This is a genomic window from Nocardia acidivorans NBRC 108247 (genome assembly GCF_001625085.1).
GTDB lineage: Bacteria > Actinomycetota > Actinomycetes > Mycobacteriales > Mycobacteriaceae > Nocardia > Nocardia acidivorans.
The window spans coordinates 33,628-45,865 of the sequence record NZ_BDAW01000069.1; the positions used below are offsets into that span (position 1 = coordinate 33,628).

Genomic DNA, 12,238 nt, shown 5'->3' on the forward strand with positions numbered 1-12,238 from the left:
CCGCCCGTCGCTGCTCACGGGATATGCGATTCAGGGGCCGGTGGAAGCCGAAACCGGTTGCCGGACAAGGCAGGTACGGGTGCGCAAGCTGGGACGGCGGATTCGGCGGATTCGGGGGCCGCGCGCAGAATCCAGGTTTGCACGCCAACGGGGATGCCGCCGAAGGACAGACGCTGACCCGCCGGATCCCGGTGACCGCGGCGTGGCGGCCGGTGCTCGGCGCCGCCGAGGCCGCGGCGGCCTGATCACCGCGGGCGACCACTACTCTGTGCTACAGTCTACTGGTAGTCAGTAGCACTGAATAGTGCGGAGGGCAGGAGGACGCCACGGACAATTTGACGGAAATGCTGAAGGGCACGCTGGAGGGGTGCGTACTCCAGATCATCGACAACGATGAGACCTACGGCTACGCCATTACGCGCCGACTCAATGAACTCGGATTCGCCGATGTCATCGAGGGGACGGTCTACGCCATTCTGATCCGCCTGGAGAAGAACGGGCTGGTCGATGTCTCCAAGCGCCCCTCCGGCGTCGGGCCACCGCGAAAGTTCTACGCGCTCAACGATGCCGGGCGTGCGGAGCTCGCGACATTCTGGGCGAAATGGAAGTACGTCTCGGCGCGCATCAATGAACTCGAGGGAATAAGGAAATGAGTTTCTGGGAGAAGGTCACGGGAAGTGATCTCAGCAGGGAGTACCAGGGATTCGAGGCTCGCGCCCGGGTACTTCCGACCGAATACCAAACCGCGTGGGAGCAGATCAAAATCCAACTCGCACCGTATGGAGACTTCTCGGGCCGCAATCTGATGCCGATTCTCGACGGCGTGCTGGGCCTGCTCGAGGAAACCGCGGCGGACGGCCAGCGCGTAGGCGAGGCGGTCGGCGATGACATCGCGGGCTTCTGTGCGGCCATTGCCGGTGAAGAAGGGGTCAAGAGCTTTCGCGAGAAATGGCGCGAGGAGCTGAACGACAATGTGGCGCGCAAACTCGGCCGGTTGGGAGCATGACATGGGAATCCGGGACATGATCGACGGTAAGCGGGAGTGGCGCGCGCATATGGCGCGAATCAAGGCACTCCCGCCCGACTACCAGATCGTCTACAAGGAAATGCAGAAGTATTTCTTCAAGGTCGGCCCGGTCGATCTCGCCGATGGCGGCCTGCTCTCCGGAATCCTCGACTTCTTCGAGGAGGGCGTCGACAACGGCAAGGGCGTCATCGAATTGACCGGCGCCGACGTCGCGGCCTTCTGCGACGACCTGATCAAGGACTCCCCCACCTACGCCGACATCTATCAGGATTCACTCGGCAAGGGCGAGAAGTAATCCCGTCGAATCCGCGCGGGACGGTCAGGGCCGGTGCCGCAGCACGAATTTCCCCGGAACGCCGTTTTCCCTGTCCGCGAAGGCTTTCCGCGCCTCGGCAAGCGGGGTGGACGACGGCCTCGGGCAGCCGGATGGCGCCGGTCGCCAGGAGAGTGGCCAGTTCGGTGAGCTGGTCGCGATTCGGCTCGACAATGAAGTACACCGCCCCGCCGCACGGCGGTACGGGCGGCCGAACGGTGCGCGGCGACGGCGGCCAGCGCACCGAGTGCGGCGATGACGGCAAGGCCGAGCTCCAACAGGCGCGGTGAAGCCCGCGCGGAATCGCCGAGGTTCACCAGTACGCCGGAGAGGGCTGCGCCCGCACTGACCACCTGCGCCGGCGTCCAGCCCAAAGATGCCGCCGCGCCGACGAATCCGGCCGCCAGCGGGGCCCGCTCACCCAGCTCCTGGGCGAAGAGCGGTACGAAGTTCTCCACCACCGCGTCATCGAGTCCGGGGAGCAGTTCACCGTGCGAGAGCGCCGGACTGGAATCGGTGGGCTCGGCGGTGATCCGCCCTCACCAACCGCTCACCGCGCGCTCGCCACCCGATCGGACGGCACGATGATGTCCGACCGCGGCTACGATCGGACGCGATGCATATCGATCTGATGCTCGATTCGCTCGATGGTCTCTCCATCGGGGATGCGGTGGGGGCCGAATTCCCGGTGCTGGGGCGGCCGCTCACGGAGCTGGCCGACGGTGATCTTCCGGCTGGGCGGTGGGAGTGGACCGACGACACCGAGATGGCCTGCACCGTGGTCGGCGAACTGCGCGAATACGGTGAGATCAATCAGGATCGGCTGGCGGCCGCCTTTGCCGAGCGGTTCGACGGTCGGCGCGACTACGGGTTCATGACGGTGGACACGCTGGGGCGGATCCGGCGCGGTGTGCCCTGGCGGGAGGTGTCCGCGGCGGCCTTCGACCGGCAGGGGTCGTGCGGCAATGGGGCGGCCATGCGGGTCGCACCGCTGGGCGCGTTCTACGCCGGGGATATGGAAAGGGTTGTGGCCGAGGCGGTTCGGTCCGCACAGGTGACGCATTGGCATCGCGAGGGTGTCATCGGCGCCGTCGCGGTCGCCGTCGCGGCGGCGACCGCCGCGCAGACCCGAATGGCCGAAACCCGGCCCACACCCGCGGAATTCATCACCGCGGTGCTCGACCGGCTGGACGGGGGCGATACCGCCCGGCTGATCCACCGCGCCCGCGCCCTGCTCGGCGCACCGGTCGAACAGGTCACCGCGGAGCTCGGCACCGGTATTCGGGTGACCGCACAGGACACCGTGCCCTTCACGATCTGGGTCGCGGCAACATATCTCGGCGACTACCGGTCCGCGGTCGCCACCTGCGTCGGGGCGGGCGGGGATACCGACACCACGAGCGCCATTGCCGGCGGAATCGTCGCCGCCCACACCGGAATCGGGGCTGGCGGGGTGCCGCCGGCCTGGGTGGCGGCGCGAGAACCGTTGCCCGCCTGGCTCGATCAGACCCGGCCCCGGCCGCGCGCGAAATCGGCTTCGGCTCGCCTGCGCCGGTGGCTGTCCGGCACAAGCTGATCCATCGCGCGGCGCGCCCGGGGTATCCCGGTCAGGTTCGCGGGGCGTAGGCCGGGGCGGCCCAGGCGAGCGGATCGACCGCCAGCCAGGGCGCGACGGCGAGCGCCTTGGGCGTCAGGCCGGTGAAGGCCATGACATCGCGATGGAAGTGGGATTGGTCGACATAGCCGCACTCAGCCGAGACCCGGGCAGCACTGTGCCCGGCGGCCAGGCGATGCGCCGCACAGTCGAACCGGACCAGCTGTGCGCCGTATTTCGGTGTCAGACCGATCTGGGATCGAAAGCGCGACCACAATCGCTTCCGGCTCCAACCCGTCTCGTCAGCGAGCCGATCGATGCGAATCCCGCCGTGGCTCAACATGATCCGCCGCCACGCGAACGCCACCTCGGGATCGACCGCCCGCCCCGCCCGCTCCCGGGCGGTCAACAGGTCGGCAATGATCGCGAAACGTTCGTCCCACGATCGGGTGGCATGCAATCGCTCGCGCAGGCTTTCCACTCCGCGGCCCCAGAGCGCGTCCAGCGGCGCCACCCGCCCGGACAGACCGGATGACACACCCAGCACGGAATGCGCCGCCACCGGCGACAACCGCACCTGGATGAGGTCGATATCCCGCCCGCCCCCGTGCGCCCCGACCGTGCCGAAGCCGACCACGCTACTGCCGTGTGTCCGTGCGCCATTCGCCTCGTCGAGCATCAAATCGTCACCGAGATCGATGAACAGGGTCAACGCCGGGTACGGAACCATCTGCAGGTCCACCCACTCCATCGCCCGGCCCCGGAACCCGGCCATACTCACCCCCGGTACACCACCGGACCGCACCGGGACCGCGATCTCCACCTCGGCCCCCGCTATCCGGAACGGCTCCACGGGCATACCACCCAGCTTACGACCGGTACGAAATCGCCGGCGAGGCCGGCGAACGCGCGGACTGGCCGTTCTGAAAACGGTTCAGCTGGTGGAGGACTCCGGCTTGACGGTTTCCTGCTCCTGCTTGATGACGCTGCGCTCGGTGCCCTCGTCCGCCTCCTGATCCGGCTCCGGATGCTCCGGGGAGAAGGTGGCGGGCAGGTTCTTCAAATGCCGGTTCATGCTCACCACGAGCAGCACCGTGCCGACCAGCAGCACCAGCACGATCACCAGGCCCAGCGGTGACGCCTTACCGAACTCCGGTCCGGTGGGCGCGTTGTTCTGGGCCTGGGCGAGCAGGGTGAGCATCATCGGTCGAAGTCCTCGGTATCAGCGTCGTCGATCCCCGCGAACAGGTCGGTCTCCGGAATGGCGGTGCGCACCCGGGTCTTCGCGAGCTCGAACTCCTCGGTCGGCCACAACTTCTGCTGCAATTCGATCGGGATGGCGAAGAACGCGCCATTCGGATCGATCTGGGTGGCGTGCGCGCGCAGGGCGTCATCGCGCTGCGGAAAGTACTTGGCGCATTCGATCTGGGTGGTGACCCGGCCCATGATGTCGCCGCGATCGCGGGCGTACCCGCGCATCCGGTCCATCCACTCCTGCATGGGGAAGGGTTCACCGCGCCGCTCGTACTCGTCGGCGAAGATCTCCAGCCGGGCCAGGCTGAAACCGTGGTTGTAGTACAGCTTCAGCGGCGTCCAGGGCTCGCCCGCGTCCGGAAAGCGCTCGGGATCGCCCGCCGCCTCGAAGGCCGCGACCGAAACCTGGTGGCACATGATGTGATCCGGGTGCGGATAGCCACCCATCTCGTCGTAGGTCGTCATGACGTGCGGCTTGAATTTCCGCACCACACGCACCAGCGCCTCGGTGGCCTCCTCCAGGGGCACCAGCGCGAAGCTGCCCTCGGGCAGCGGCGGCAGCGGATCCCCTTCCGGCAGACCGGAATCCACGAAGCCGAGCCACAGCTGCTCGACGCCGAGCACGTCCGCGGCGGCCGCCATCTCCTGCTTGCGCACCTCGGAGATGTTGTCCTTGATACCGGGGGTGTCCATGGCCGGGTTGAGGATGTCACCGCGTTCGCCACCGGTCAGGGTGACGACCAGGACCTCATTGCCCTCGGCCGCATAGCGCGCGGTCGTGGCCGCGCCCTTGCTGGATTCGTCGTCGGGGTGCGCGTGTACCGCCATGAGGCGAAGACCACTCACTTCTCGTTCACCTCACCGATCACTGTTTTCACCTCATCGCTCTCCGCCAGGTCCAGGCAGGGGGTGTCCGATCTCCATTCCCTATAGTTCCATCCGACCATCGTTTGTTCCGACCTACCCCCCGGGAGGGGCCTGTCATGAGCGAAAGACCGGCCGGGCGGTACGGCGCGGCGCGGCGCAAGACCCCGCGCTGGATGATGCTCGCGATCGGCGCGGTGGTCATAATCGCAGGTCTGGTCGTTTCCTATGTCGGCTACAAGCAGTACGGCCCCAAGGACATCGAACCCGATCGACTGGGGTACACCGTGGTCGACGACGCCACCGTCGAGGTCGACTTCAAGGTGACCCGCAAGGATCCAGGCAAACCGGTCGTTTGTATTGTTCGCGCCATGACCGCGGACAGCGAAGAGGTCGGCCGCCGCGAGGTGCTCATCCCGGCTTCGGACAGCGGCACCGTCCGGCTCACCACCACGATCAAGACCACCGCCCGCGCCGGCGCGGGCAATGTCTACGCCTGCACCGATGATGTGCCGGCGTATCTGCGCGCCGGGTGAAAAGTCCGGTACGCGACCCGCTTTGATGCCTCTACCTGCATCTTTGCGAATCGTGCTAAAATAGCTCAACACACGGTTCCGGGGTTCGGAGCCGTGTTTGCTGCATTGACGGCCGGCGCTGTCGGGAACCTCCCCCAGGATGGCTCTGGCTGTCCGCTGTTGTCATGTCCGCCCTCGGGCAGGTGTGAACAACGGATTTCAGGGAAATCCCGACACGCGTCGGGGACAACTACTAGGGAGTGATCGAGATGACTGAGACGAACGTGACCTGGCTGACCCCGGAGTCGCACGAGAGGCTCACGAGCGAACTCGGCGTCCTCATTGCCAACCGTCCGGTCATCGCGGCCGAAATCAATGAACGCCGCGAAGAGGGCGACCTCAAGGAGAACGGCGGCTACCACGCGGCGCGTGAGGAGCAGGGCCAGCAGGAGGCGCGCATTCGCCAGCTGCAGGAACTCCTGAACAACGCCAAGGTGGGCGTCGCCCCGACCAAGTCCGGCGTCGCGCTGCCCGGTTCCGTCGTCAAGGTCTACTACGACGGCGATGAGAGCGATACCGAGACCTTCCTCATCGCCACCCGCGAAGAGGGCCTCAATGGCGACAACCTGGAGACCTACTCCCCCGCCTCCCCGCTGGGCGGCGCCCTCATCAACGCGAAGGTCGGCGAGACCCGCGAATACACCCTGCCCAACGGCAACACCATGAAGGTGACCTTGGTCAGCGCGGAGCCGTACCACAGCTAGCTCTCCCGCCTCTCCGCGACTTCGGCGCACGGCTGAGGGCCGTTGACCGTTGGGAACGCGTAGGAGCGGTTACGCGCGACACCGATTTCGGGGGTACCCGGGGAGTTACTCCGAACTTGCGAAATCAGTTGTCCCGCCCCGCAACAGACGAAAGCGCCGCACCGGAATTCCGGTGCGGCGCTTTCGTTCTTCTCATGCTGAGCGTCAGGCGAGAGCCTGCTCGATGTCGGCCAGCAGGTCGCTGATGTCCTCGATGCCGACCGAGAGGCGGACCAGGTCGGCGGGGACCTCGAGGGCCGAGCCGGCGGTGGAGGCATGGGTCATCGCGCCCGGATGCTCGATGAGCGATTCCACGCCGCCGAGGGATTCGGCGAGGGTGAAGAGCTTGGTGCGGGCGCAGAAGTCCAGGGCGGCTTCCTTTCCGCCGTGCACGCGCACCGAGATCATGCCGCCGAAGCGGCGCATCTGCTTCTGCGCGACGGTGTGACCCGGATGCTCGGGCAGGCCCGGATAGATGACCTGCGCGATCTTCGGGTGATTGGAGAGGAATTCGGCGATGGTCTCGGCATTGTCGCAATGCCGGTCCATGCGCAGGGCCAGGGTCTTGATGCCGCGCATGGTCAGGAACGCGTCCATCGGACCCGGAACCGCGCCCGCGCCGTTCTGCAGGAACGCGAACTTGGTGTCCAGCTCCTGATCATTGGTGATGAGCGCACCGCCGACCACATCGGAATGCCCGCCCAGGTACTTGGTGGTCGAGTGCAGCACGATATCCGCGCCCAGCAGCAGCGGCTGCTGCAGGTACGGGGAGGCGAAGGTGTTGTCCACCACCAGCTTCGCGCCGCCCGCGTGCGCCACCTCGGCCAGCGCCGAGATATCGCCGATATTCAGCAGCGGATTGGTGGGCGTCTCGATCCACACCAGCTTGGTATTCGGCCGCATGGCCGCGGCCACCGCGTCCGGATCGTTCACATGCGCCACCGAGTACTCGATGCCCCACTGGGTGAACACCTTGTCGATGAGACGGAAGGTGCCGCCGTACGCGTCATCCGGAATGACCAGGTGATCGCCGGGGCGCAGATTCGCGCGCAGCGCACAGTCCGTCGCGGCCATACCGGAGGAGAAGGCCCGGCCGTACGTACCCGACTCCAGCGCCGCGAGATTCGCCTCCAGTGCGGTGCGGGTCGGATTACCGGTGCGCGCGTACTCGTACCCGCCGCGCATCCCGCCGACGCCGTCCTGGGCGAAGGTCGAACTCGCGTAGATCGGCACGTTCACCGCACCGGTCTGGGGGTCCGGATCGAACCCGGCGTGCACGGCCCGTGTGGAGAAACCCAGCTGATCGCTCATATCGTAAGCCTAAGTCGCTGCATATTCGCCCTAAACGCCGGGCCGGGCGCGGGTGTTCCCCGGCAGAACGCTCCGCCGGAAGCCGACCGAAATCCGCCGCGCGGACGCTTCGCCGCGGGTGTGGATTTCGGTCGAACGCCAGCGGGGATGACGAAGGCACGTCCGCGTTCAAGCCCTGCAGCGGATATCGAGAACGGAGTACGCGGGGAGAGCGGGCACGCGCGCTTAGGCTGGGGGCATGGTCACCGTAGACGAGCTGTTCGCCATCGATTCCCTGCTCAGCGATGAGGAGCGGGCCATTCGGGATACCGTACGGGATTTCGCGGCCGAGCGGTTGCGGCCGCATATCGCGGATTGGTTCGAGGCGGGGACGTTCCCGGCTCGGGAGTTGGCCCCGGAGCTGGGCAAGCTCGGGCTGCTGGGGATGCATCTGGAGGGGTACGGGTGCGCGGGCACCTCGGGGACGGCGTACGGGCTGGCGTGTATGGAGCTCGAGGCGGTGGATTCCGGTGTGCGGAGCATGGTTTCGGTGCAGGGGTCGCTCGCCATGACCGCGATCCACAAGTACGGCTCCGAGGAGCAGAAGCAGCGCTGGCTGCCGGGGATGGCGGCGGGTCAGCTGCTGGGGTGTTTCGGCCTGACCGAACCGGATTTCGGGTCCAATCCGGGCGGAATGCGCACGCGCGCACGGCGAGACGGGGACGACTGGATTCTGGACGGCGCCAAGATGTGGATCACCAACGGATCCGTCGCGGATGTGGCGGTGGTGTGGGCGCAGTCCCGCGAGGGTGAGCGCGACACCATTCGCGGCTTCGTAGTACCCACGGACACACCGGGATTCACCGCCAACGAGATTCACCGCAAGCTCTCCCTGCGCGCCTCGGTCACCGCCGAACTCTCACTCGACGGCGTGCGACTGCCCGCCGATGCCATGCTGCCGGAGGCGCGCGGCCTCGCCGCACCGCTGGGCTGCCTCTCCGAAGCCCGCTTCGGCATCATCTTCGGCGCACTCGGCGCGGCCCGCGATTGCCTCTCCGCCGCAATCGATTACGCCCGCACCCGGGAGGTGTTCGACAAACCGCTCGCCGCCTATCAGCTCACCCAGGCCAAGCTGGCCGATATGGCGGTCGAACTCGGCAAGGGCCAGCTGTTGGCACTGCATCTCGGGCGACTCAAGGATCGCGGTGTGCTGCGCGGCGAACAGATCAGCGCGGGCAAACTGAACAGCACCCGCGAGGCCATTGCCATCGCACGGGAATGCCGAACCATCTTGGGCGCGAACGGAATCAGCCTGGAATACCCGGTGCTTCGGCACGCCAACAACCTCGAATCGGTGCTCACCTACGAGGGCACCGCCGAGGTGCATCAGCTCGTGCTCGGCGAGGCGCTCACCGGATCCAAGGCGTTCCGCTGACCGAGTTCACTGCGAAAGTCACTCCGCGGGAAGGTTTTCGAGCCATTCGCGAATGATCGGGTTGGTCAGTGCGGGTGGGTGTAGGGCACGGCGTGACAGGCGCCCGGGGCGTCGATGACCTCGATCCGGGTCGGGCCGCCCAGCTGACCGGCCAGCTCCTGCTGGATCGCGGGCCCGTGCGTGGCATCACCGATACCGCACATCAGCAGGGCGGGCACGGTGATGCCGCCGACCACGTCCACGGTGCTTTCGCGTTCGATCAGACTGCGCACCGCGCCCTCGGGCCGGCGGCGATCGGCGGCCCATTTCTCCAGCCAGGGCGCGCGCTGCTCGCGGGCGCCGCCGATCATCTGTGCCGAGATCGGCTCGGTCAGTTCCTCGAGCGGGCCGTCGCCCAGCACCCAGGTCTCGAGCAGAATCCGCCTATAGCCCGCACGTTCCTCGCCGCTGTAGGGCTTGGCGCTGCTGCCGATCAGGATCAGGCCGCGAATGCGCCGGGGTTGCCGCACGGCCATGCGCATGGCGATGCCGCCGCCCTGGAAGACGCCGCCGGCGACGAGGGTGTCGATGCCGAGGTGGTCCAGGACCGCCCAGCAGTCCGACGCCAGTCGCCACCAGTCGAAGGGGGTGCCGGGATCTTCGGTGCGGCCGTGGCCGCGCGCGTCGACGGCGATGATCCGGTAGTCCGGGTGCAGGTCGCGCTGCCCCTCCCACATGTCGGCGTCCATGAAAATGGTGTGCAGCAGCAACAACACCGGTCCCGCGCCGCCGGTATCGGTGAAGTGGATTTTCGCTCCGTCATCGGTGGTGACGAACGGCACGATGCGGCCCCTCCCTGTGAATTCGCCTGCCCCGAGCCACATTCGAGGCATCAGGCGGCGCTAACAGTAACGTGTTCTAGTAACTCCGCCCGGATTCGCGGCGCGAGTGCGCGGTGCGCGATATCTCACAGGCGGTGCCGGACCCGTACCGGAATTGCTAGCATGACCAGGTGTTTTTGCCCGGCTCCGCGTTGCTCGTCGTCTCGGCGCGTAAGACTTTGAACCGCCTGCAGCGCACACACGGAGCTCCGGCCGTCGAAGCCATGCGCGAGTTTCCCGGTGTGGCCGCGGCGGTCGATCAGCATGCCGCCGCCGTTCGCGACATTCTCGAAGTGGGCGTGGAGAATTCCAGCGCCGTCCCGGTGAGCGTGCTGCTCGCCGGTTACGCCCGCGGCCTGCTGGAGGATCTGCGCGAAACCGGCCTACAGGCCCCGTACGACTCCGAGGATTGGCAGTCCGCCGAATGGGTGCACCTGCGCCTGGCCGCGGTCTGCACGCTCGCCCGCGGCGAGTAGACACTCGCTCCGGCGGGCATATCGGCCCGCCCGCAGCCGATCGGCGCATTGCCTTGGCACACAACGATATTCACGTAATAGCAGAAACACAGCGGCCCGCGTATCTGGTACGCGGGCCGCTGTGTTTCGTCTTACGGGTCAGAGCATTCCGGGTTACGGGTCAGAGCATTCCGGGCTGACCGCCGCGGCCGGGCATCTGACCCGGCTGCTGACCGGACTGCCACGGCTGTTGCCCACCGTGCGGCATCTGCCCGTATCCGGGCTGGCTACCGTAACCCTGCGGGCTCTGTGCCGAATAACCCTGCGGGCCGTTTCCCGCATAGCCCTGGGGGCTCTGCCTCGAATAGCCCTGCGGGTTCTGCCCGGGCGCACCGGTCGACTGGTCGGCCCATTTTCCGGGAGGCGACTGCTGGCCACCCATGGCGCGCTGACCGCCCGCACCCTGATGCGCCATCATCGCCTGATGCTGCGCGGACTCGCGCTGCCGTGCGGCATCCTCACGGCCACGCTGGAAGGCTTCGGCGTGACCCTTCACCTCGGGCATTTCGCTCTCGATGGTCTCGAGCCAGCCTTCCCAGCGCTGTTGCATCGGCTTGATGAGACCGCCGCCGACACCGACTACGAGCACACCACCGATCACCGCGAGCACCGTGATCAGGATCGGCATGGTGACCGAGGTGGCGACCCCGATCTGGTTCAGCGCCGCGATAATGCCTACGCCCCAGATGAATACGGCCGCGATACGACCCATCATCCGGCCGTACGAGAGTCCGCTGAGCATATTCGCGATCATGTCCATCACCACGCTGGCGATGGCGCCCGCCACACAGACGATGACGATCGCGACCGCGAGCCGCGGCAGCCAGGAGACGACGCCGTCGAGCATGGTGCTGATCGGATTCGGCCCGAACACACCGAATCCCAGCTGCAGAGTGATCAAAAGGATTGCGTAGTAAGCCAATTTGGCGATGATGCCGACCGCGTCGTAGCTGCTGTGCGCCAGCATGTCCTTGACACCGCCACGCTCCACCAGTCGGTCGAAGCCGACCTGATGCAGAATTCGCGTCACCAGCCGGGCGACGATCTTGGCGATCAGCCAGCCAATGATCAGGATGGCCAGAAAGCCCGCGAACTTCGGTACGAATGTGGCGACCGAACTCCACGCGTTCGACAGCCCCTGCTGGAAATCGATAGCCAAACTCGAGGTGTGCATACCCCGTCCCTTCGCTATCCGTTCCGGCCGGGTTGCCGGAACTTGCTCCAGGGCGGTTATACCCCGCGGCCGATCACCGGAATCGCGAGTTTGCGAAATAGTTGCCAAATCGGGTGCCTGTGATTTGCCAGACATTGCCGACCGGAAACCGAAACCCTCCCGGAGCACATGCTCGGGGAGGGCTCTGACGGGGTCTTACCGGGGCCGGCTCAGTACGCGCTGTTGACGTTGTCCATCGAGCCGTAGCGCGCGGCGGCGTAGTTGCACGCGGCGACGATGTTGGCGACCGGATCCCAGACGTCGGTCGAGGTGCCCGGGACGTGGTACGCGTTGAAGGTCGGGTCGATCACCTGGAGCAGGCCCTTGGACGGGATGCCCATGGCGGCATTGGAGTCGTACAGGTTGATCGCCTGCGGGTTGCCACTGGATTCGCGCAGCACGTTGCGGAGGATGCCGTCGTAGCTGCCGGGGATGCCGTGGGCGGACATGATGTCCAGCGCCTGACGGATCCAGCCATCCAGGTTGTCCGGGTAGGACGGGGCGGGCGGCGCGGCGGGCACCTCGGCCGGAGCCGGAGCGGGCATCGGCGCGGGC

At 66.7% G+C, this 12,238-nt stretch carries 16 protein-coding genes; 9 read left to right on the forward strand and 7 right to left on the reverse strand.

Going from position 1 to position 12,238, the window contains the following annotated elements; genetic code table 11:
- The first annotated feature begins 344 nt into the window (after positions 1 to 344).
- The 5 genes from NA10_RS28935 (at position 345) to NA10_RS28950 (ending at position 2,916) form a co-directional block, all read left to right on the forward strand.
- The gene (locus tag NA10_RS28935; protein ID WP_067573581.1) at positions 345 to 653 is read left to right on the forward strand and encodes a PadR family transcriptional regulator; all 309 of its coding nucleotides are present in this window, start codon (positions 345 to 347) and stop codon (positions 651 to 653) included.
- Entirely contained in the window at positions 650 to 1,006 is a 357-nt protein-coding gene (locus NA10_RS28940; RefSeq protein WP_067573583.1) for a DUF1048 domain-containing protein, read from the forward strand. Before NA10_RS28935 ends, NA10_RS28940 begins: the two co-directional genes overlap by 4 nt.
- Before the next feature lies 1 nt (position 1,007).
- Positions 1,008 to 1,322 carry a DUF1048 domain-containing protein gene (locus tag NA10_RS28945; protein WP_067573585.1) on the forward strand — a complete coding sequence of 105 codons (315 nt, stop codon included), beginning with the start codon at positions 1,008 to 1,010 and terminating at the stop codon, positions 1,320 to 1,322.
- Between the two features lie 164 nt (positions 1,323 to 1,486).
- Positions 1,487 to 1,630, forward strand: coding sequence for a hypothetical protein (locus NA10_RS37165; protein ID WP_157556796.1), 144 nt, complete (start codon positions 1,487 to 1,489; stop codon positions 1,628 to 1,630).
- A gap of 326 nt (positions 1,631 to 1,956) precedes the next feature.
- Complete coding sequence (locus tag NA10_RS28950) at positions 1,957 to 2,916, forward strand: ADP-ribosylglycohydrolase family protein (RefSeq protein WP_245677974.1); 960 nt, start codon at positions 1,957 to 1,959, stop codon at positions 2,914 to 2,916.
- A gap of 31 nt (positions 2,917 to 2,947) precedes the next feature.
- Here the strand turns inward: NA10_RS28950 and NA10_RS28955 are convergent, their stop codons facing one another.
- The 3 genes from NA10_RS28955 to mca all read right to left on the reverse strand — a co-directional run bounded on the left by NA10_RS28955 (position 2,948) and on the right by mca (position 5,016).
- Positions 2,948 to 3,793 carry a helix-turn-helix domain-containing protein gene (locus NA10_RS28955; protein ID WP_067573587.1) on the reverse strand — a complete coding sequence of 282 codons (846 nt, stop codon included), beginning with the start codon at positions 3,791 to 3,793 and terminating at the stop codon, positions 2,948 to 2,950.
- A 75-nt stretch (positions 3,794 to 3,868) separates the two neighbouring features.
- Positions 3,869 to 4,135 (reverse strand): hypothetical protein, encoded by a 267-nt coding sequence (locus NA10_RS28960; RefSeq protein ID WP_067573611.1) that lies wholly within the window; start codon positions 4,133 to 4,135, stop codon positions 3,869 to 3,871.
- Positions 4,135 to 5,016, reverse strand: a complete 882-nt coding sequence (gene mca / locus NA10_RS28965) for a mycothiol conjugate amidase Mca (protein ID WP_067573589.1) — start codon at positions 5,014 to 5,016, stop codon at positions 4,135 to 4,137. Before mca ends, NA10_RS28960 begins: the two co-directional genes overlap by 1 nt.
- A gap of 155 nt (positions 5,017 to 5,171) precedes the next feature.
- Here mca and NA10_RS28970 point away from each other — a divergent pair, with 155 nt between their 5' ends.
- Positions 5,172 to 5,588, forward strand: a complete 417-nt coding sequence (locus NA10_RS28970; protein WP_067573591.1) for a DUF4307 domain-containing protein — start codon at positions 5,172 to 5,174, stop codon at positions 5,586 to 5,588.
- 248 nt (positions 5,589 to 5,836) lie between these two features.
- Positions 5,837 to 6,331, forward strand: a complete 495-nt coding sequence (gene greA, locus NA10_RS28975) for a transcription elongation factor GreA (RefSeq protein WP_067573613.1) — start codon at positions 5,837 to 5,839, stop codon at positions 6,329 to 6,331.
- 204 nt (positions 6,332 to 6,535) lie between these two features.
- Here greA and NA10_RS28980 read toward each other — a convergent pair whose 3' ends face one another.
- Positions 6,536 to 7,681 (reverse strand): cystathionine gamma-synthase, encoded by a 1,146-nt coding sequence (locus NA10_RS28980; protein WP_067573593.1) that lies wholly within the window; start codon positions 7,679 to 7,681, stop codon positions 6,536 to 6,538.
- A 238-nt stretch (positions 7,682 to 7,919) separates the two neighbouring features.
- On the opposite strand from NA10_RS28980, the gene NA10_RS28985 reads away from it, so the two are divergent.
- Positions 7,920 to 9,095, forward strand: a complete 1,176-nt coding sequence (locus tag NA10_RS28985) for an acyl-CoA dehydrogenase family protein (RefSeq protein WP_067573595.1) — start codon at positions 7,920 to 7,922, stop codon at positions 9,093 to 9,095.
- A 65-nt stretch (positions 9,096 to 9,160) separates the two neighbouring features.
- Here NA10_RS28985 and NA10_RS28990 read toward each other — a convergent pair whose 3' ends face one another.
- Positions 9,161 to 9,916 carry an alpha/beta fold hydrolase gene (locus tag NA10_RS28990; RefSeq protein WP_067573597.1) on the reverse strand — a complete coding sequence of 252 codons (756 nt, stop codon included), beginning with the start codon at positions 9,914 to 9,916 and terminating at the stop codon, positions 9,161 to 9,163.
- 170 nt (positions 9,917 to 10,086) lie between these two features.
- Between NA10_RS28990 and NA10_RS28995 the strand changes: the two genes are divergently transcribed.
- Positions 10,087 to 10,431, forward strand: coding sequence for a DUF6401 family natural product biosynthesis protein (locus NA10_RS28995; RefSeq protein WP_067573599.1), 345 nt, complete (start codon positions 10,087 to 10,089; stop codon positions 10,429 to 10,431).
- A 160-nt stretch (positions 10,432 to 10,591) separates the two neighbouring features.
- Here NA10_RS28995 and NA10_RS29000 read toward each other — a convergent pair whose 3' ends face one another.
- Positions 10,592 to 11,644 (reverse strand): mechanosensitive ion channel family protein, encoded by a 1,053-nt coding sequence (locus NA10_RS29000; RefSeq protein WP_084515384.1) that lies wholly within the window; start codon positions 11,642 to 11,644, stop codon positions 10,592 to 10,594.
- 209 nt (positions 11,645 to 11,853) lie between these two features.
- On the reverse strand, positions 11,854 to 12,238 hold a 385-nt coding region (locus NA10_RS29005; protein WP_067573615.1), incomplete at its 5' end, for a transglycosylase SLT domain-containing protein.